Source organism: Collinsella stercoris DSM 13279 (assembly GCF_020735465.1).
Taxonomy (GTDB): domain Bacteria; phylum Actinomycetota; class Coriobacteriia; order Coriobacteriales; family Coriobacteriaceae; genus Collinsella; species Collinsella stercoris.
Genome location: NZ_CP085935.1, coordinates 530,465 through 549,464, shown reverse-complemented (window position 1 = coordinate 549,464; position 19,000 = coordinate 530,465). Strand labels below are relative to the sequence as shown.

Annotated in this window: 17 protein-coding genes; 1 reads left to right on the top strand and 16 read right to left on the bottom strand. The window is 65.3% G+C overall.

Annotated elements, in window-relative coordinates; genetic code table 11:
• Nucleotides 1-38 precede the first annotated feature (38 nt).
• The 5 genes from LK434_RS02360 to LK434_RS02340 all read right to left on the bottom strand — a co-directional run bounded on the left by LK434_RS02360 (nucleotide 39) and on the right by LK434_RS02340 (nucleotide 6,923).
• Nucleotides 39-1,055, bottom strand: coding sequence for an RluA family pseudouridine synthase (locus LK434_RS02360; protein WP_006721450.1), 1,017 nt, complete (start codon nucleotides 1,053-1,055; stop codon nucleotides 39-41).
• Nucleotides 1,055-1,573 (bottom strand): signal peptidase II, encoded by a 519-nt coding sequence (lspA, locus tag LK434_RS02355; protein WP_006721451.1) that lies wholly within the window; start codon nucleotides 1,571-1,573, stop codon nucleotides 1,055-1,057. Before lspA ends, LK434_RS02360 begins: the two co-directional genes overlap by 1 nt.
• A 145-nt stretch (nucleotides 1,574-1,718) precedes the next feature.
• Nucleotides 1,719-4,520, bottom strand: a complete 2,802-nt coding sequence (gene ileS / locus LK434_RS02350; RefSeq protein ID WP_006721452.1) for an isoleucine--tRNA ligase — start codon at nucleotides 4,518-4,520, stop codon at nucleotides 1,719-1,721.
• 646 nt (nucleotides 4,521-5,166) lie between these two features.
• On the bottom strand, nucleotides 5,167-5,508 hold the full coding sequence (locus LK434_RS02345) for a DUF3784 domain-containing protein (RefSeq protein ID WP_050754987.1): 342 nt from the start codon (nucleotides 5,506-5,508) through the stop codon (nucleotides 5,167-5,169).
• A 974-nt stretch (nucleotides 5,509-6,482) separates the two neighbouring features.
• The gene (locus tag LK434_RS02340) at nucleotides 6,483-6,923 is read right to left on the bottom strand and encodes a DUF523 domain-containing protein (protein WP_040361319.1); all 441 of its coding nucleotides are present in this window, start codon (nucleotides 6,921-6,923) and stop codon (nucleotides 6,483-6,485) included.
• A gap of 123 nt (nucleotides 6,924-7,046) precedes the next feature.
• Between LK434_RS02340 and LK434_RS02335 the strand changes: the two genes are divergently transcribed.
• The gene (locus tag LK434_RS02335; protein ID WP_006721457.1) at nucleotides 7,047-8,135 is read left to right on the top strand and encodes an iron-containing alcohol dehydrogenase family protein; all 1,089 of its coding nucleotides are present in this window, start codon (nucleotides 7,047-7,049) and stop codon (nucleotides 8,133-8,135) included.
• Nucleotides 8,136-8,581: 446 nt separating this feature from the next.
• On the opposite strand, the gene rpsT is transcribed toward LK434_RS02335, so the two are convergent.
• From rpsT to LK434_RS02280, 11 genes are all read right to left on the bottom strand, one after another.
• Nucleotides 8,582-8,842 (bottom strand): 30S ribosomal protein S20, encoded by a 261-nt coding sequence (gene rpsT / locus LK434_RS02330; RefSeq protein ID WP_006721460.1) that lies wholly within the window; start codon nucleotides 8,840-8,842, stop codon nucleotides 8,582-8,584.
• A 240-nt stretch (nucleotides 8,843-9,082) separates the two neighbouring features.
• Nucleotides 9,083-10,048 (bottom strand): DNA polymerase III subunit delta, encoded by a 966-nt coding sequence (holA, locus tag LK434_RS02325; protein WP_006721461.1) that lies wholly within the window; start codon nucleotides 10,046-10,048, stop codon nucleotides 9,083-9,085.
• A 350-nt stretch (nucleotides 10,049-10,398) separates the two neighbouring features.
• Entirely contained in the window at nucleotides 10,399-12,774 is a 2,376-nt protein-coding gene (locus LK434_RS02320) for a DNA internalization-related competence protein ComEC/Rec2 (RefSeq protein WP_227917809.1), read from the bottom strand.
• A 32-nt stretch (nucleotides 12,775-12,806) separates the two neighbouring features.
• On the bottom strand, nucleotides 12,807-13,547 hold the full coding sequence (locus LK434_RS02315) for a ComEA family DNA-binding protein (RefSeq protein WP_040361327.1): 741 nt from the start codon (nucleotides 13,545-13,547) through the stop codon (nucleotides 12,807-12,809).
• A 309-nt stretch (nucleotides 13,548-13,856) separates the two neighbouring features.
• On the bottom strand, nucleotides 13,857-15,119 hold the full coding sequence (gene thiI, locus LK434_RS02310; RefSeq protein WP_006721466.1) for a tRNA uracil 4-sulfurtransferase ThiI: 1,263 nt from the start codon (nucleotides 15,117-15,119) through the stop codon (nucleotides 13,857-13,859).
• The gene (locus tag LK434_RS02305) at nucleotides 15,120-15,404 is read right to left on the bottom strand and encodes a DNA-directed RNA polymerase subunit omega (RefSeq protein ID WP_040361329.1); all 285 of its coding nucleotides are present in this window, start codon (nucleotides 15,402-15,404) and stop codon (nucleotides 15,120-15,122) included.
• Between the two features lie 5 nt (nucleotides 15,405-15,409).
• Nucleotides 15,410-15,979, bottom strand: coding sequence for a guanylate kinase (gmk, locus tag LK434_RS02300; protein ID WP_006721468.1), 570 nt, complete (start codon nucleotides 15,977-15,979; stop codon nucleotides 15,410-15,412).
• Nucleotides 15,980-16,288, bottom strand: a complete 309-nt coding sequence (gene mihF, locus LK434_RS02295; protein ID WP_006721469.1) for an integration host factor, actinobacterial type — start codon at nucleotides 16,286-16,288, stop codon at nucleotides 15,980-15,982.
• Nucleotides 16,289-16,487: 199 nt separating this feature from the next.
• A complete protein-coding gene (gene pyrF / locus LK434_RS02290; RefSeq protein WP_227917808.1) occupies nucleotides 16,488-17,213 on the bottom strand; it encodes an orotidine-5'-phosphate decarboxylase in 726 nt (241 codons plus the stop codon).
• Nucleotides 17,207-18,115 (bottom strand): dihydroorotate dehydrogenase, encoded by a 909-nt coding sequence (locus LK434_RS02285; RefSeq protein WP_006721472.1) that lies wholly within the window; start codon nucleotides 18,113-18,115, stop codon nucleotides 17,207-17,209. The genes pyrF and LK434_RS02285 overlap by 7 nt, the downstream gene beginning before the upstream one ends.
• A gap of 11 nt (nucleotides 18,116-18,126) precedes the next feature.
• Nucleotides 18,127-18,897, bottom strand: coding sequence for a dihydroorotate dehydrogenase electron transfer subunit (locus LK434_RS02280; protein WP_006721473.1), 771 nt, complete (start codon nucleotides 18,895-18,897; stop codon nucleotides 18,127-18,129).
• Nucleotides 18,898-19,000: the final 103 nt, after the last annotated feature.

Sequence of the window (19,000 nt, the reverse complement as noted above, 5' to 3'; positions counted from 1 at the left end):
TGGCGTCCACATCCGGCAGCACGCGCGCGGGGCGCGGTTTAATCCTCCAACATGCCGAGCCGCGGGATGATCGCGCGGCCGGCATCCGTGCGGCCGAGCGAACGGTCGTGCAGCTCGTCCAGGGCTGCGGCCAGATCCCACGGCAGCTCGTCGCGGCAGCTTATGGTCTCCCCCGTCACGGGATGCTCGAACTGGACGCTCCAGGAGTGCAGGAACTGCCGGTCGAGGTCGAGGTTCATGCGCTCGTTGCCCTTGCCGTATAGGGGGTCGCCCACCAGGGGATGGTGGATGTGGCGCATGTGCACGCGGATCTGATGCGTGCGCCCGGTGTAGAGGTGGCATTCGACCAGGGTGTAGCCCTCATCGCCGCGGGCGGGCTCAAAACGCTCGAGCACCTGGAAAGTGGTGATGGCCTGGCGGGCGAACGGGTCGTCCGACACCGCCATCTTCACGCGGTCGCGCGTCGAGCGGGCGATGCCGGTGTTGATGGTTCCCTCGTCCATGACGATCTCGCCGTGCACGAGCGTGATGTAGCGGCGGTCGAGGGTGCGGGTCCGGATGAGGTTTTGCAGCTCGCGCTGTGTTTCATCGTCCTTTGCGGCGAGCATGAGGCCCGACGTATCGCGGTCCAGCCGATGAACGATCCCCGGACGGTCCTCCCCCTGCACGGTCCCCAGATGCTCGATGCCGCAGTGGTGGACGAGCGCGTTGGCGAGCGTGCCGTCCTCGTGCCCGTGCGCCGGGTGGCACACCAGGCCGCGCTGCTTGGAGAGGACGATTAGGTAATCGTCCTCGTAACGTATATCGAGGGGAATCGCCTGGGGCACGATGGCGCCTGGCTCCCGGATCTCGGGCAGCTCGACGCAGATGCGGTCGCCCTCCGCCACCGCCTGCTTTTTTGACAGGCACGTCTCGCCGTTGACGGCGACGGAGCCCGCCTCGACGAGCTTGGCGCACGCCGAACGCGAGGGGCAGGCGCTCTGCGCCCCCAGATACGAGTCCAGGCGCTCCCCCGCATCGGCTGCGGAGACGGCCAGATGAAGCTCGGATGCCATTACGCGCCACCCCTCTTGGCCGCGGGCGACCAGAACATGAACCCCAGGAACGCAAGCGCCACGCCGATGCATATGCCGATGTCGGCGATATTGAACACCGGGAAGTCGATGAAGTCGGTCGCGATGAAATCGACCACGTACCCCAACGTGAGGCGGTCGATCGCATTGCCGATGGCACCGCCGGCAAGCAGCCCCAGGCCGAGCACCTCGACCTTTGACACCGCCGACGCGCGGGACAGATACATGGCGATCGCTATCGTCACCACGCAGGCCAAAAGCGCAAACGCGAGCCCGTGACCCTCCCCCATGCTAAAGGCGGCGCCGATGTTCTCCACGTAGCGAAAGCTCAGGACGCCGGGCACAACGGAAACGCTCTCGCCCGTGACCGCGATGGTGTCCCGAACGACCATCTTGGTGAGGCAGTCGAGCACGAGCACCGCCGCCGCGGCCGCGAGGGCCACGCTCACGCGCCAGCCAATCGGGGGCTCGATTTTGCTGCTCTTCGTCGGTTTCGACATGGGCTCATCACTCTCTCAAACGGGTGCGGGGCGGGTCCGCCACGCACGCCTCACGTGCGCGATACGGACCCGCCCCCTTTACACATCGGCATCGGCCCGGCGCCGAGGCAGCGTGCCCCGGCGGCGGGCAGTCCCACCGGGCTCGCTAGGAAAGCGCGGCGGCGCAGCGGTCGCAGATATGCGCGTGCTCGCCATGAGCGCCCGTGGATGCGCGGTAGTTCCAGCAGCGGTCGCAGGCCTCGCCATGGGCAGCCTCGATCTGGGCGGAGAACTCCTCGCCTTGCGTCAGCTCGACCTCAGAGACGATGTAGAACTCGGCGAGGTCGACGGCCTTGTCGCCCGTGAGCAGGGCATAGGCCTCGGCGGGAGCGGTCGCCCTCACGCGGACCTGCTGGCTCTTGGTGAAGGTGCCCTCGGCGCGGGCCTCCTCGATGGCCTTGGTCACCACGCCGCGCAGCTCGAGGGAGGCCTCGAGGACGCCGGCGAACTCGTTGGCCTGCTCGAGCGTGATGGGGCTCTTGTACCAATCGAGCAGCGCGGCGTACTCCTGGTTGTCTCGGCAGCCGGCCGGAGCGAACTCCATGGCCTCGTCGACCGTGTAGGCGAGGATGGGCTGCAGGTCGCGCATGAGCATGGAAAGCAGCTCGGCCACGACGGTCTGCGCGCTGCGCATCTCGTGGCTGCCGGGCTTCTCGCAGTACAGGCGGTCCTTCAGTGCGTCGAGGTAGACGTTGGAGAGCTCGGTGACCACGAAGTCGTACAGCGTGCGGTACGCGCGGTTGAACTCGAAGCCCTCGTACGCCGCGTCGACCTCGGCCTGAACCTGGGTGAGGCGGGCGAGCATGAGCTTGTCGAGCGGCATGAGCTCGTCGAAGGCCACGCCGTCGGTCGCGGGCTCGAACTGGCCCTCGAGCACGGACAGCAGGAAGCGCAGGGTGTTACGGAAGCGGCGATACGCGTCGGAGGTGCGGGCGAGGATCTCGGTGTCGCAGGCGACGTCGGTCGAGGTGTCGATCGAGGCGACCCACAGGCGCACGATGTCGGCGCCCATCTCGTCGCAGACCTTGTTGGGGTCGATCACGTTGCCGAGCGACTTGGACATCTTGCGGCCCTGGCCGTCCAGGGTGAAGCCCTGCGAGATGACGGCCTTGTAGGGAGCCACGCCGTTGGCGCCCACGGAGGTGAGCAGCGAGGACTGGAACCAGCCGCGGTGCTGGTCGGAACCCTCGAGGTAGACATCCGCCGGGTAATGGAGCTCATCGCGGTACTCGCACACGGCCTTCCAAGACACGCCGGAGTCCCACCACACGTCGAGGATGTCGCGGTCGGCCTTGAGGTGATGGCCACCGCACTTGGGGCACACGCAGGCCTCGCCCAGGTAGCTCTCGGGAGCGTCGGTGAACCAGGCGTCGGATCCCTTCTCGTGGAAGAGCGCGATGACGGCGTCGAGCGTGTCGTCGTTCATGACCTTCTCGCCGCAGTCGGCGCAGGTGAACGACGGGATCGGCACACCCCAGTTGCGCTGACGCGAGATGCACCAGTCGGGGCGCTGCTCCACCATGGCGCCGATGCGGTTGACGGCGTGGCCGGGATACCAGGCAACATGGTTGCGCACCTGGTCGAGGGCCTGCTCGCGCAGACCGGTCTTGTCCATGGACACGAACCACTGGTCGGTGGCGCGGAAGAGCACCGGATGCTTGCAGCGCCAGCAATGGGGATAGCTGTGGGTGATCTTGACCTCGGCCACGAGCATGCCGCGGTCGCGCAGGAACTGGATGATGTGCGGGTTGGCCTCATCGGTGTCCATGCCAGAGAACGGGCCGCCGGTGCCGAACTCGTCACCGTTGTAGAAGCGGCCGTCGTCGTCGACGGGCATGCAGACGTCCATGCCCTCCTTCATGCAGACGTAGTAGTCGTCCACGCCGTGGCCAGGAGAGTTGTGGACGATACCGGTACCGTCCTCGGTGCCCACGTAATCGGCGAGCAGCGCGACGCCCTCGACGCCGTCGAAGACGGGCTGCTTGTAGTGCAGGTGATCGAGCACCTCGGCGGGCACCTCATAGGGCTTGCCGGCGACCATCACGGGCGTGACATCCCAGCCGGCGATGCCGCAGACCTTCTCGGCGAGGTCCTTGAGCATGATCTCGGCGCGGCCGTCGTGCTCGATGGCGGTGTAGACGGCCTCGGGCTTGAGCGACACGGCCTGGTCGGACGGGATCGTCCACGGCGTGGTGGTCCAGATCACGAAGTCCACGGGGCCGTCGAAGGACTCGAGGCCGGCAGGCTTGCTCGTGAGCTCGAAGCGCACGTAGATGGACGGGCTCGTCTCGTCGCCGTACTCGATCTCGGCCTCGGCGAGCGCGGTGTGGCAGTGCTTGCACCAGTGCACCGGCTTGTGGCCGCGGTACACCATGCCCTTATCGAACATCGCCTTGAAGACCTCGATGTCGGCGGCGTCGTGCTGGTGGTACAGCGTGAGGTAGGGGTTGTCCCAATCGCCCAGCACGCCCAAGCGCTTGAAGCCCTCGCGCTGCAGGTCGATGTTCTCGACGGCGAACTCGTTGCACAGCTCGCGGATCTTGGCGACCGGCGTGTTGTTGAACTTCTCGGTGCCGAGCTTCTCCTCGACCTTGTGCTCGATGGGCTGGCCATGGCAATCCCAGCCGGGAACGTACGGCGTCTCAAAGCCCTGCATGGCCTTGTAGCGGTTGATGATGTCCTTGGAGATCTTGTTCATGGCGTGGCCCAGATGGATCGGGCCGTTGGCATACGGAGGACCGTCGTGCAGGACGAACTTCTTGTGGCCCTCGTTCTTCTTGAGCATGAGCTCGTACACGTGGTTTTGCTGCCAGCGCTTGAGGCGCTCCGGCTCGCGCTGCGCCAAGGCCGCCCGCATGGGGAACTTGGTCTTGGGCAGGTTCATGGTCTGCTTGTACTCGTTTGCCACGAATACCCCCTTCTCGTTGTGGGCGCCAACCGGGTCGTTCGACCCAAAAGAAAAAGCGCCCGTCCTAGCTCAAGCTGGGACGAAGCGCCTATAGGTGCGGGAAGCAGACCCGCATTCGCGTTTCGCTATACCACCCAGCTCAAAGGTTCGCGCAAATCGCGCTCCCCTCGTACTCGGCTGGCCCGTCACGACGGCCATCCCGGCGGTGTCTACTGAGCTGCACTTGGAGACGGGGCGCATCGCATATTCGCTCAACACGCGACTCAAGGCACATACGCCCTCGTCGCGCGAAACGCAACCCGTCCAAACGCGCAGCCGTTCGGACCGCGGCTCCGGGGTGATATTCCACTGGTCGCACGCACCCGGATCGCAGCCTCCCGGGCTCTCTTTGCCGTGCGGGGCCAACGTACTCGTCCCCATCAACGCCTGTGATTCAGCATGATAGCACGCGCGGGCATGCCCTAGGCGGTAAGACCCGTATCCTCAAGGTAATCATCCGCTGGGGATTCCAGCATCAAAAGATCATGCTCGATCATTGACACCGCGACCGCACGATCACCAGACACCAAGCGAATACCTGCGCGCAGACCAACTCCGCATCGCGCGAAGCACAACCCGACCCGTCTATGATCCCGACCTGCCTACATCATGTTCGATAACATCTCGTGCTGGCATACCACACCCCGACAACGACATCGGCAATGAGAACCACTGCGGCAAGCAAATAGAGCCAGTCAGCGACTTCGCGGGCACCCACCCGCTCAGTCTCAAACACGGTGGCGCATGCCATAAGACCGCAGGCAATGGAAACGCCAAGCAACATGCATCCCGTAGCGCGGCAAAGCTTGCGCTCGTCGTATCGTTCGCGCTGGTTGGGCGCCATGGTGTTATAGCCCGCCACAAGCCAGGCACCACGGCCCGCAAGCAGTGGAATGCTCAAGGCAAGAAACAACAACGCGCCAATCGAGAGCACCACCTCAGAGTCCATAAAGCCCCCTGCAGTCATCGGCGCCAACGCCACGAAGCAAGAACAATTTGAAATTATAATTCGAAGTCGCACGTCCATTCGCGCTAGGCACTGCACGAACACTGGCGAAGAGGTGCCCATCGCTCAAGGCCGAAAGAGCTGCCCACGTCTTTAACACGGCAGCCTAAAAAACCATGAAATACCGGCCAGATGTGCCACTCGACATCAACCGCATCGACCAGCAACCCGAGCCATTCAAACCGATCCATTCAAATGAGTATCTAAGCGGCTTGAAAGATGCGCAGCCGAGCGGGGTTTTCACTGGCAGCATGTAATCCGGACCCTCAAAAGTGCAACCGAAACAGCTCCCATGCCGCAAATCAGGCGAAAAGGTAACGAATTTCCAAGTGGGTCAGGCACAACAGGGTCCCGAGCAATCGACAACTGGGATTTTGCGATCAAAAACCGTGGTCTACTCGGGCCGTCTTGGAATTCGTTACCTTTTCGCCTGATTTGCGGCATTGACGCGCACACAGCTTGCGTATCCTTTACGATTTCCGCCGCAGACGCACCTTACACGACGCCCCTCCCGTGATTCGTAGCATCAAGACGGATAGAAGACGCGCTATCAGTCTGCCCTAAGAGCCAGCCCATCCGAAACGGTGCTCACTACATCGGACATGCAGCATGTCGTATGCAAAAGTCGCCTAAAAACTCCCCGTAAAGAATGTGACGTCCAGATGGGCTGGTAGCCGCAGTCGCATAGCCGAGCTTGGCCTCCATCTGCGCAGCGGGTGGTTTTCCATGCCGCGCCGGCGCACGACACGGACAGCCTTCGTCTATGACGGTATTTCGGCCTGACAGTTTTCCATGCCGTGCCGACGCACGACATGGACTGCAGCCCATAAACACAAAAGCGGGTCCCGTTCTGAACTGCCTCCCATTTCTTGGACTTGAAAGTAACGTCCAAGAAATGGGAGACTCTTGCAATAAGCCTACTCGACGTCGGCGGCGTCGACCAGCGTGACGCCCGCCTGCGCAAGTGCCTCGGCGAACAGCCCCTGACCGGGGATGAGCCTTCCCGTGAACGTGCCATCGTAGACCTCGTGCACGCCGCAGCTGGGGCTTCGTGATTGCAAGACCGCCGCCGCGACCTCCCCCGTGTTGATCATGGAAGTCAGGCGCTCCATCTCCGCCGCGATTCCCGCGCGATACTCGGCGTCCACGCTGACGCCCTGGTTGTTGACGACCTCCCCGTCGACGATCTCCGCGGGAGGGCGAGGCGTAGGCAAGCCACCGGCCACCTCGGGGCACACGGGGATCACCTCGATGTCGGAACGCTCCGAGAGTCTCTCGATCAAGCTGTCGCAGCGGTTGTTGCCACCGCTGTACTTGCAATTCTCACCCAGCAAACAGGCGCTCACCACGACTTTCACGTTGTCGTCCTTTCCTCGTGTGCGAAACCTCACGTTAACACTCTTTTACACAACGAGGCGCGCGGTGATGACAACCGGAGCGGTCCTACAATGTCACGAACCATCATCACATAAGGAGGACCCATGCGAACCATCCAAATGAGCAGCTACACAGTCGGAGAGGATTGCTTCGAAGCGATCGCGCACGTCCTCGCGCCCCACCACGCGCAATCGATCGTCCTGGTCGGTGGCGCACGGGCGCTCGCCGCGGCTGCCCCGGAGATCCGCAAGGCCCTGGCCGACACGAGCGTCGAGATTCTCGATGAGATCGTCTACGGCACCGACTCCACGCAATCCGCGATCGACGCACTCGTGCGCAATGACGCGTTTCGCGCTGCCGACGTCGCGTTCGCCATCGGCGGCGGCAAGGCTATCGACACCGTCAAGACGGCCGCCAAGGAACTCGACAAGACCGTGTTCTCCGTGCCGACCATCTGCTCCAACTGCTCGAGCGCCACGGCGATCGCCGTCGTCTACAACGACGACCACTCCCTCAAGGGCTACGCGTACCCCGACGCGCCGGCGCATATCTTTATCAATCCCGCCATCATCGCCGAGGCGCCGGCCGAGTACTTTTGGGCGGGCATCGGCGACGCGCTCTCCAAGCAGCCCGAAGTCGAATATGCCACCAGCCGAGCCGACCTCACGCACACGGGCACCTTGGGGCTCACGCTCGCGCACACCTGCACCGCCCCGCTCATGACCTATGGCGAGCAGGGGCTGGCGGACGTGCGGGCCGACCGCTCGAGCGAGGCCGTCCGGCAGATCGCGCTGGATATCGTGGTGAACACCGGATACGTATCCAACCTCACCAACCAGCCGGATTTCTATTACAACTCATCGCTCGCGCACGCGTTCTACAACGCGACGTGCGGCGTGCCGCGCGCGGGGCGCACGCACCTGCACGGCGAGGTCGTGAGTTTTGGCGTACTCGTGCTGTTCGCCTACATGGGCAACACCGCCGAGCTGGAGCGCTACGCAGCGTTCAACAAGAATATCGGGCTGCCTACCACGTTGGCGGAGCTCGACCTGGACGAGAGCCATCTCGATCGCATCGCGACGCTCGCGCAAAACACCAATGAGTGGAAACAGGGCAATCCCGAACCGTTCTCGCCCGAGGCGTTCGTCGAGGCGATCCGCGTCGCCGACGCCTACGGTCGAAGCCTGGCGTAGCGGCCACAATGGAAGGACCGTGCGCAAGAGCGGGCGTGTCGCCCGAACACCTGCTGTCTTTTTAAAGATGTGCATCCAAGTGAGGCCGTCTACCTATGTAGACGGCCTCACTTTTTTGGCGCTTTTGGTTTCATGGCATCCCAGGACACCATGGCCCTTGCCTTGGGTTTCATAGCGCGCCAGAGCTCCATGGCCCTCGTTTTGCGCTCTATTCCTCCTGCACCCCGACGTTCATTTGCGTCCCGTGGCGCGAGCAAGAACCACCCGCCCGTGCGAGCTGCCTTCGCTGAGCATGCTGTTGTCCTATAGACCCAACCCCATGACCCCATGACCCATTTTGCCGACCGCTTTCCAGGCATCCATGACGCGAGCCCCGGCGAAAGCAAAACGAAAAACGGGTCCCGCGCAAGCGAGACCCGTTGCAGGCAATCGTATGTCGCGAAATCCTAGAGGGAGTTCACGAGCTTCTGGACGCCGGACTTGCGGTTGGCGGCCTGGTTCTTGTGGATAACGCCCTTGGCCACGGCCTTGTCGAGCTTGCGGTAAGCGGTGGTGGCGGCAGCCTGAGCGGCGGCCTTGTCGCCAGCCTCGACGGCGGCCTTGACGTGCTTGATAACCGTCTTGAGCTCGGAGCGGATCGCCTTGTTGCGGACGCGAGCGATCTCGTTGGTGCGGATGCGCTTCTTCTGGGACTTGATGTTTGCCATCGGGTTCGGTTCCTTTCGGGTACTTACAAGGTCTTACTATCCGGCCTCTGAGACACGGTTGTTGAGGTCATACGGGCGAGTATTTTACACGCGGGCACAGACCCATGCAAGCGAGATTGCACAATTGTGCAGGTTACTTGCGGATTCCACATGTGTACGGGAGAAGACGAGCCCCTTTCACACGCCCATGCCGCCCACAGGGCGCGAGCGGACACGCGGGCGGACGCTCCCATGCGCCTTTTAACCGTTGCGGCGCGTCATGGATATGACCCACATGCGCAAGGCGAGCTCACTGTCACGCGAGCCCTTGAGGGCGAGCTCGACATCGACGGCGTGCGTCAGGGCATCGAGCAGCTCATCCATGCGCCACCGACGAGCCCAGCCAAGGTGATTTTTGACCTGCCAACTTTGAACGCCCAGAGTCGAGGCGAGCTGGGAACCCTGACCGCGCGCATCGAGCGACTTTGCGATGATCAGCTCACGCAGGCGCGTGACCAGCAGCGACCATAGACGCACCTCGCTCTTGGCCGGCTGCAGCGCGAGCAGCTCGAGCGAGCGCGCAAGGTCGCGAGCCGCCACGGCGTTCAAAAACTCCCAGGGCTTGACCTCCGCCGTCCGCATGACATGGCGCTCGACGTCCGCCAAGGTGATCTCGGGACCCTCGACCATGGACGCCAGCTTTTTAAGCTCGTTGTCCAGCATGCGGGTGTTCTCACCCGAGCGCGCCACCAGGGCCTCGGCGGCGGGAATGCCCATCGACTTGCCGTGCGCCGCGGCCATCTTGACCACCTGCGGCGGCATCTCCCACGTCTTTTTGGGGGCGCATTCGATGATTGCCTTGGCGCCGAGCTTCTTGATCGCCTTGTAGAGGCGCGTGTTCTTGGCAAGCGAGGTGGCGACCACCAGGCAAACGGTCGTGGGGGACGGATTGGAGAAATACTCCACGAGGGGCTCGCTCACCGCCTTGGGCAGCTTGTCGCAATTGGTCAAGATGACCAGGCGAAACTCAGCGCCCATGGGAAAGGTGTTGAGCGAGGCGATGATGTCGTCGATCTGCGGGTCCTTGGCCATGTCGCGTTCGTCGAGGTTGAACTCCGCCATGCCCGTCTTCTCCAGGCGCGAGCGCATCCGCTCGACGGCGTGCGAGCTCTTGAGCTCATCGGATCCAACGATCAGATAGCCGGGAAGAAGGCCCGTATCGGACATGTGAACACCTCGCTCGCAAGACGCGCATATACATCTGCTTGAGTATAGCGAAGTCCCCGACATATATCGCGCGCGTTCGGCGCCGAGGGCAGCCGAGGACAGCGTATGCGCCCGATCGCGTGGCAAACGAGCGCCCGCTTGCAGATTCCCGCATCGCCCGCGTTCAGGGCCGAGACGACCGAACGTCCCCGCGCTGGAGGCCGGGAACAGCCAAGCGCCCCGCCACGCGTTGGGCGCCGGGGCAGCCAAAGGCCCCGTCGCGCCCCAACCCCGAGGCTCCTGGGCGCGCGCTTGAGCGATTCCCGCTCTCGCCGACCCCGGGCTCGCCATGGCACGCGCGCATGCGTGGGCTACCCACCGCCCGCCGTCGCGCGCACCCCCTGCTCCCCTGGAGTGATGGTGATATCGCCTACGTCCTTGGTGCACAGAAACCTCGCGCCGCTCTTCTCGACCACATCAACGCACGTGGGATCGGGATGCCCATACGAGTTTCCCTCCCCCGCACTCGCAATCGCGACCTCGGGGTCCAACACGGCAAGCGACGCGCCGTCGACGGATACCTTTGAGCCGTGATGCCCGAGTTTGAGCACGTCGATGTCACCCACCTCCCGCATGTACCGCGCCAGCTCATCGCGCTCGGTGTCGCCGGTGAGCAACATGCTCAACGCTCGGCCACCTTGGCGATACGCCACATCGAGCACGAGCGAGTCGGCGTTCTCCTCGCCGCCCACGGGTTCATCCGGCCATACCACAGCGCATGAGAACGCGCCCACGCCCAACGCATCGCCCTCGCGCAACTCCACGATCGGCACGCCAAGATCGCGGACTTCCTCCGGCGCGCCATCCGCCGCCCCCTCAGCCACGATCAGGGAATCGACGGGGATGGTCTGCGCGAGGTCGGGCAAACCGCCCCAATGGTCGCGATCCCAATGCGTCACGACGACCGCATCCAGCCTGAACACGTGGTTGCGCGCCAACGCGGCTCGCGTGGCGTCGTCGACCCCGGCATCCACCAGCACCGCATGCGCGCCGTCCCGCAGCAAAATCGCATCCCCCTGCCCCACGTCCAGCACGGTCACGCCAGCCGGCGCAAACAGCGTCCAGCGAACAACGTGCAGCACGAGGAGGGCCGCGAGCACAGACGCGCACGCCCCGAGGCCTCGCGGCGAGATCGCATGCCAACGCACATACAGCAACACGGCCGCTCCGTAGAACGCCAGGGGAAGCCAAGCGGCCCCGGGCACGGAGATCGAGGCGAAGGGAACCCGCGCAATAGCCCCCGCCAGAAACATGGCGAGCTGCGCCAGAAAGCGGGGAGCCCACATCAAAACGCCCACGTGCCCCAAAACGAGCGAAACCGCGGGGCCGAGCACGGACGCCGCCATCTGCACGGCGGTCGCCAACGCGACCGAGACGAGCCCCGTCACCAGCAGCGCGCTCATGATGGGCCCCACGATCAGGTTCGCCACGGGAGCGATCAACGAGACCTCGCCGAACACGGGTATGGTCAGGGGCAACGTCGCCCACTGCGCGACCAGCGTCAGGGCGAGCGGTTCGGCAAGGAGCGCCGGCACGCGAAGCCTCTCCAAGGTAAACGTCATATACGGCGCGAAGACCGTTATGAACAGCACGCTCATCGCAGAGAGCTGAAACCCCAGATCGAACACGACGCCGGGGTCGAGCACGACCAGCAGCGAGACGGTGAGGCTGAGCGCCGAGGGGGCGTGCGCGCGGCGCCCGCCGAGCACCGCCGCGGTGGCCATGCCCACCATGGACACCGAGCGCATGGCCGACGGCGCGCCCCCGCTCAATACGACATAGGAACCCATCGCGGTGAGCAGTATCGCCTTGCGAAGACCCCTGCCCGCCCGCGAGCGGCGCAAGACGGCCTCGACCAAGGCGGCGATATAGGCCAGATGGCTCCCGGAGACGGCGACGAGATGCGTGAGTCCGCAGCGCGTGAAAGCAGCATACGCATCCTCGTCGGCAAGCTCGGTCACGCGCCCGCACACCGTGCCCGCGAGCATCGCGTTCGCCGCGCCGCGCGAAGGCTCGATACACTGAATTGCCGCCGCGCGGAGGGAGCCGAGCGGCGTTCTGTCCGCGCCTTCCTCGCAAGCGAGAACCGCGCGCACGTCCAACGACCCCACCTCGCCCTTCATGAAACGGCTGCGGTCCCAGTCGGTATCGCCTAGCGAGTCGAGACGGCCCACGACATGCAGCACGTCCCCGTCCTCGTACGCCTCCCCGCTCGCCGCACGGACGCGACAAGAGCGGCCGCCTCCCGGCGCGTCCGCAAGCACGACGGTCGATGACCACCCGCTTGCCCCCGCACGCGGATCCCCCTCGACGCGCACGATGCAAGAGCTGACCGAGGCCTCGCGCGAAAATGCGGCGTCTCGCTGCCATGCCCACAACGCGAGCGTGCTCGCGGCCGCCGCACACACGAACCCGACCCCCGCGCACATCAACGCGGCCGCCGCATAGTCGCGCGGGCCTTCCACGCGTGCCGCCTTGAACACCCCGGCCCATCCAGCGCGCGCTCCGGCGGCGAGACGCGTCGACGCCGCCATCGCCAGCGCGCCACCGGCCGCCAGCGCCACGACAAGGCCCCACGGCACCACCTCCTCATCCCCATGGCGCAACCACCCCGCCTGCATCAGCAGCGCCGCGGCGGCGCACGTGGCCAAGGCCATGCATGCCGTGGGAGGAACGTAAGGGCGCATGGGCGCTTCACGCGCTTCGCCTCCCATCGCGATCACACGCAGATCGACGACTTGAGCTTTTCGTACTTCTTCTCACCGATGCCGCTCACGCGCATGAGGTCCTCGGGCGCCGTGAAGGGCCCATTCGCCTCGCGGTCGTCGATGATGGCCTGCGCCGTGGCGGGGCCGACGCCCGGCAGCGCATCGAGCTCGGCAAGGTCCGCGTCGTTGATGTTCACCGCCTGCCCCGTCGCTGTAGATTGGGCACCCTCGCCCGCCACCCCGCCCGACCCATCCCCCTCGACGGGGGCAACCTGCTCGCCCACACGCGGAACGTAGACGCGCTGGCCGTCCGTAAGGAGCGCGGCCCTGTTCACCGACGTCAAGTCGGCATCCTCGGCAAGCCCTCCCGCGGCGTCGAGCGCATCGGCGACGCGCGCGCCGTCCTTCAGCTCCACCACGCCCGGGGACGCCACCGCCCCGGCCACGTCCACCACGATAGCATCCTTCGCCTCCGCCGCCTCCTCATCGGGCAGACCGTCCGCATCCGATGACGACGCTCCGTCGCCTTCCGTATCGTCGCCAGCGTCGTCGCGCGCCCGCTTGACCTCGATGCCCGCCCCTCCCCACGAGTCACCTTCCGCCACACCGGACGCCATCACGCTTCCACCTGCACACGCGCCCACCAGCAGCCCCGCCACCAGGGCCAGCGCCACGCCGAGGACCGGTCTCTGCCGCACCATGAGCGCAAGGCGCTGCCGCCACGTCGCCGTATTCGCCTGAACTTGAGCCATCAAGAGCACCTCCCACCCCCCATCGTGCACAACGCATCGAGGCCGGAGGGGGACGAATGTAAAAACACGATGTCGCCCTGTGCAGGGCTCTTACCAGCAGCTGACAGGGAGCGCGAGATTCATGCCAGAATCACGCCGCGGCCGCGCTCGGCAAACGACAGGACGCGCGCGCCAACACGGTCTCCAGACATGAAAAAGGGCGCGACCCATCCCATCGAGTCGCGCCCTTAGCGCACGTATACAGCCGTCGATCCAACTCGCTCTTAGACCACGGCGATGGCAAGGCCTCAACCTGGACGGCAAAACGTCCTATTCGCCAGCCTCGGCGTCGCCCTCGCGAACGACGGTGCGGGGCGCGAGTTCCTCGTGACGCTCGCGCATCGCACGGGGACGCTTGTACACCGGCGCGGTAAAGTCGACGTACTCCACATGCTCGACCAGGTAATCGATCATCGCATCGTGGTCGAACATGTCCCAAGCCTCGTGCACGGCGTCCATCTTAGCGTGTGTCTCGGGACGGCGCGGCATGAAGAGCGTGCAGCAGTCCGGTGCCGTCTCGCACGAGATGTCGTACGTGCCGATCTGCTTAGCGCGCTCGATGATCTCCTGCTTATCCGAGCCGATGAGCGGGCGGAACACCGGGATGTCCACGACCTCGTTCACCGCCATGATGTTCTCCAGGGTCTGCGACGCCACCTGCCCGAGCGACTCGCCCGTGACGATGGCCTTGGCGCCCTCGATCTTGGCAATGCGTTCGGCGACCGAGTACATCACGCGGCGATACATGATCACGCGCAGGTCGGAGGGCGTCTTCATTGAGATCTCGCGCTGACAGTCGCCGAACGGCACCACATACATGCGGCCGATCTGCACGGCGGGCGCGAGCTGCTCGATGATGTCCTGGCACAGGTACTCGCTCGTGTCGGCCGTCTGGGGGCGACCGGAGAAGTGGATGGGCACCACCACGGCGCCGCGGCGGGCGAGCTGCCACGTGGCCACCGGCGAGTCGATGCCGGAGGACAGAAGCGTCACGACCTTGCCGGCCGACCCCTGCGGCAGACCGCCCACGCCGCGCACGCTCTTGGCGTACACGTAGACGCTGCCCTGCACCACGAGCACGTGCACCGTCGCGTCGGGCTCGCGCATCTGGACCTTCTTCTCGGGATAGGCCAGGCACAGGGCCTCGCCCACCTGGCGATTGAGGTCCATGCTCGTGAGCTCGTAATCGGTGTTCGAGCGGCGCGCGGCGACCTTGAAGGTCTCGAACGGGCCGAACTCGGCGAGCGCGTCAATCGCCGCGCGGCAGTACTCGGCGGGCTCGCGATTGGTGTGAAACGCCAGTGAGCAGCGGGCGACGCCGGGAACCTGCGCGATGAGGGGCATAGCCCGCTCGGCCTCGCCCTTTGCCGAGAACGTGATGAGGATATGCCCGGAAATGCGCGTGATGCACGAAACGGAAAAGGCGGCCAGGGCCGCCTTGCACGAATCCATGAGAATACGCTCGAACCGGGCGCGGTTCTTGCCCTTGAGCCCTATCTCGTGATAGTGAACCAGGCAAACGCGACTGGCCATCTACGCTTCCGTGGGGTCGATGTGACCGAGGGCGGCCTCGTAGCGAGCGTGATCGTACGAGATGGTGCCGTCGACGATCTCCTCCATGGCCATGGAGATGGTGTCCTTGCCGGAGAGCATGACGGTCAGGTCGTCCGTATCCTGGACAGCGAGCACGCGATTGTGCTGACCGCGCAGCATGTTGTTGATGTCGCAGGCGCGCTGGGACGCGAGCGAGGAGAGCAGGAACCGGTTGTGGTCGGTCTTTTCCAGCAGATCATCGATGGCGGGCTTCACAACAGACACAGGAATCAGTTCCTTTCGTGACGGTGCAGTACGGCAATGAGCTCCTCGGTCGCACGGTCGAGGTCGTCGTTGACCAGGACCTCGTCGTAGCGGTCGCGCAGGCGCATCTCGCCCTCGGCGGTATGCAGGCGCAGCTCCAGGGACTCGGGCGTCTCGGAGCCGCGACCGAGAAGACGGTCGCGCAGGACCTCGAGCGACGGGGGCTCGATAAAGATGAGGACGGCGTCGGGAAAGCGCTCCTTGACGGCGAGCGCGCCCTGAACGTCGATCTCCAGGATGAGGGACTGGCCGGTGGCCAAGTTGCGCTCGACCTCGCTGGCAAGCGTGCCGTAGCGATGGTCGTGCACCTGGGCCCACTCGATGAACTCCCCCGCCTCGACACGGGCGGTGAACTCCTCATCGGTCAGGAAGTAGTAATTCACGCCGTCCACCTCGCCGGCGCGCGGGCTCCTCGTGGTAGCGGAAACCGTCAGGCCCAGGTTGGGCACCTGCTCGCGAACGCGCGCGACCAGCGTTCCCTTCCCTGCGCCTGACGGCCCGGAAATCACAAAGAGCTTTGACTCGCTTCTGCCCACTTACTTGGTGAGCTGCTCGAGGAGCTGCTCGCGCTGACGGACGCCCAGGCCCTGAACGCGACGGGTGGCGGAAATGCCCAGCTCGTCCATGATCTTGGCGGCCTTGGCCTTGCCGTAACCAGGGAGGGACTCGATGAGGGTGGAGACCTTCATACGGGAGGCGATGGGGTCGTCAGAATTCAGGACGGACTCGAGGGTCGTCTCGCCCTTCTTGATCTTCTCGCGAAGCTCGGCGCGGGCGTGACGGGCGGCAGCGGCCTTCTCGAGAGCGGCCTTGCGCTGCTCATCGGTGAGCTGAGGAAGCGCCATGTGTACCTCCAAATACAGGGTTCTTATTCCAACGTAGGTTCGAATACGGGCATTTACGTGCGTGTTTGAACCTTCAACAGTCCCTTAGACTAGTCGATGGGCCTGCAAAGTGCAAGTCTATGCGCGAAAAGATGCCCAAAAACGCCCGCGGAGCCCACCGATTGTGGAAATCGACGGGCTCGCGGGGATCACTTCACCATTACTCCACGTCTTTGACCAGCTCAGAGACGATGGCCTCGTACGCCGCGACCGGGTCCTCGGCGCCGGTGATGGGGCGCCCGACGACGATGTGGCTCGCGCCGCGTTGGATGGCCTGGGCGGGCGTCGCCACGCGCGTCTGGTCCCCGAGCTCCGCGCCGGCGGGGCGCACGCCCGGGGTGACGATGAGCGCATCCGGGCCGAGCAGCTCGCGCATGGCCTGAGCCTCCATGGGCGAGCAGACGATGCCGTCGATGCCGTTGCCCTGGGCGAGCGTGGCCAGGCGCGCGGCCTCGTCGGCCACGGGCGCATCGACGCCGATCTCGGTCAGGGAGTCCTGGCTCATGCTCGTGAGCACGGTGATCGCCACGAGCTTCGGGCGGTTGCCGCGAATCTCGGCGGCCTGATCGGCGCCCTCGCGGCAGGCCGCGAGCATGGCGCCGGAACCCAGCCCGTGCACGGACAGCAGATCGGCGCCGGCGAGCGCCGCGGAACGGGCCGCACCGCGCACCTGATGCGGGATGTCGTGGAACTTGAGGTCCAAGAACACCTTGAAACCGCGCTCGTTGAACTCGCGCACGATCTGAGGTCCCTCGGCGTAAAAGAGCGTCATACCCACCTTGAGCCACGCGGCGTGGCCGGACAGCGCGTCGGCGAGCTCAAGGGCGCGCGTGCGGTCGCAGTCGATGGCGACGATGATGCGATCGCGGGCGTCTGCCTCTAGCATTCGAAGGCTCCAATCAACTCGTTGATGTCGCGGACGCCCTGGCTGGCGGCCCACTCCTCAAGCTCATGCAGGATGCGCACGGACGCGTCGGGCTCGACGAAGCTCGCCATGCCCACCGACACGCAGCACGCGCCGGCGAGGATGAACTCGGCCGCGTCCTCGCCCGTCATGACGCCGCCCACGCCGCAAACCGGGATATCGACCGCGTTGGCGGCCTCCCACACCATGCGAACGGCGATGGGGTGGCACAGCGGGCCCGAAAGTCCGCCCGTGGGCTTGGAGAGCTTGGAGCGGCGGGTGTGGACGTCGATCGCCATGCCGGGGATCGAGTTGATCACCGTGAGGCCGTCGGCGCCCTCCGCCTCGAGGGCACGGGCAATCTCGGGAATGCGCACCGGCGCCATCTTGACGAAGAGCGGTCGGTCGCACACCTTGCGGCACGCGCGCATGACCTCGGCGGCGCCCTCGGGCGTGGAGCCGCATGCGGCGCCGCCCGCGGCGATGTTGGGGCAGCTCACATTGATCTCGAAACCCGCGGCCCAGGGGCACAGCTCGTCGAACATCTCGAGCGCACGGACGTACTCCTCGGTAGAGTGACCGGCGACCTGGCAGATGACCTGGGTCCCCTTGTCGGTAAGGTCGGCAAGCCACGGGCCGTAGTTGGCGGCGAACGCGCTCACACCGGGGTTCTGCAGGCCCACGGAGTTCATCATGCCACCGCGCACCTCGGTCATGCGAGGAGCGGGATTGCCCGGCCACGGCTCGGCGGCGCATCCCTTGGTGGTGATGGCACCGAGCTGGCTCACGTCCATGAGCTCGGAGAACTGCCAGCCCTGTCCGAACGTGCCGGACGCGGTGTTGATGGGGTTCTTCATCTTCACGCCGCCGAAGTCGACGGCCATATTCACCTGGCTCACCAGACCACCACCTTGGAAGCATCGAATACCGGGCCGCACATGCAGGCGCCCTGCATGCCGTCGGCCGTCTCGACATTGCACGTGCTGCACGCGCCGAAGCCGCAACTCATCATGCGCTCGAGCGAGGCCTCGCAGTACACGCCAGCCTCGGCGGCGGCAGCGGCGACCTTGCTCATCATGACGCCGGGACCGCAGGTGGCGACGTAGTCGTACCCACCGGCCGCAAGCAGCTCGGAGGCAGGCTCGGTGCAAAAGCCGCAGGCGCCTGCGGAGCCGTCGTCGGTCGCCACGCATATCTGGTCGCAACCGAGCGCGCGGAAGTCCTCAAGGCCCACGAGCTTGGAAGCGCTCGCGGCGCCCACGCAGGCATCGACGGCGACGCCGGCGGAGACGAGCTCGCGCGACAGGCAAAGCACCGGGGGCACGCCGATGCCGCCGCCCACCACGAGCGCGCGCTTGGTGCCCTCGGGAGCCTTCCAGCCGCGGCCACCGGGACCCAAAAGGTCGCTCGTGAAGCCGGGCTTCCACTGGGACATGCGGCGCGTCGCGTTGCCGACGACCGCATACCAGATCTCGACGGTGCCGTGCTCGGCGTCGGCCGAGACGTAGCTCAGCGGGATGCGCAGCAGCTCGGAGGCATCGCCCGGGACGCGAATGTTCACGAACTGGCCGGGCTTGAGCGCAGATGCAAGACGCGGGGCCAAAATGACGAGCGAGAAGATGCCCTCGGCGATCTCCTCATTCGAAACGACCTCGAAGTCGTGCATGCGCGCAGGCGAAGGATTCGGCATGTATGCTCCCCTCCCCATGCAAACGCATGGTCGATTGATACGGGCGCGCGGCCGCACTGAGGCAGGCGGCCGCGCGACG

Bases quoted from the DNA above. Each gene is read 5' to 3' on its own strand.
- lspA (WP_006721451.1), bottom strand. From the start codon at position 1,573: ATGTCGAAACCGACGAAGAGCAGCAAAATCGAGCCCCCGATTGGCTGG.
- LK434_RS02315 (WP_040361327.1), bottom strand. From the start codon at position 13,547: ATGGCTCAAGTTCAGGCGAATACGGCGACGTGGCGGCAGCGCCTTGCG.
- LK434_RS02285 (WP_006721472.1), bottom strand. From the start codon at position 18,115: ATGGCCGTCGACTTCGGCGGCGTGAAGATGAAGAACCCCATCAACACC.
- pyrF (WP_227917808.1), bottom strand. From the start codon at position 17,213: ATGCTAGAGGCAGACGCCCGCGATCGCATCATCGTCGCCATCGACTGC.
- LK434_RS02360 (WP_006721450.1), bottom strand. From the start codon at position 1,055: ATGGCATCCGAGCTTCATCTGGCCGTCTCCGCAGCCGATGCGGGGGAG.
- rpsT (WP_006721460.1), bottom strand. From the start codon at position 8,842: ATGGCAAACATCAAGTCCCAGAAGAAGCGCATCCGCACCAACGAGATC.
- LK434_RS02280 (WP_006721473.1), bottom strand. From the start codon at position 18,897: ATGCACGACTTCGAGGTCGTTTCGAATGAGGAGATCGCCGAGGGCATC.
- LK434_RS02320 (WP_227917809.1), bottom strand. From the start codon at position 12,774: ATGCGCCCTTACGTTCCTCCCACGGCATGCATGGCCTTGGCCACGTGC.
- LK434_RS02345 (WP_050754987.1), bottom strand. From the start codon at position 5,508: ATGGACTCTGAGGTGGTGCTCTCGATTGGCGCGTTGTTGTTTCTTGCC.
- LK434_RS02335 (WP_006721457.1), top strand. From the start codon at position 7,047: ATGCGAACCATCCAAATGAGCAGCTACACAGTCGGAGAGGATTGCTTC.
- holA (WP_006721461.1), bottom strand. From the start codon at position 10,048: ATGTCCGATACGGGCCTTCTTCCCGGCTATCTGATCGTTGGATCCGAT.
- thiI (WP_006721466.1), bottom strand. From the start codon at position 15,119: ATGGCCAGTCGCGTTTGCCTGGTTCACTATCACGAGATAGGGCTCAAG.
- mihF (WP_006721469.1), bottom strand. From the start codon at position 16,288: ATGGCGCTTCCTCAGCTCACCGATGAGCAGCGCAAGGCCGCTCTCGAG.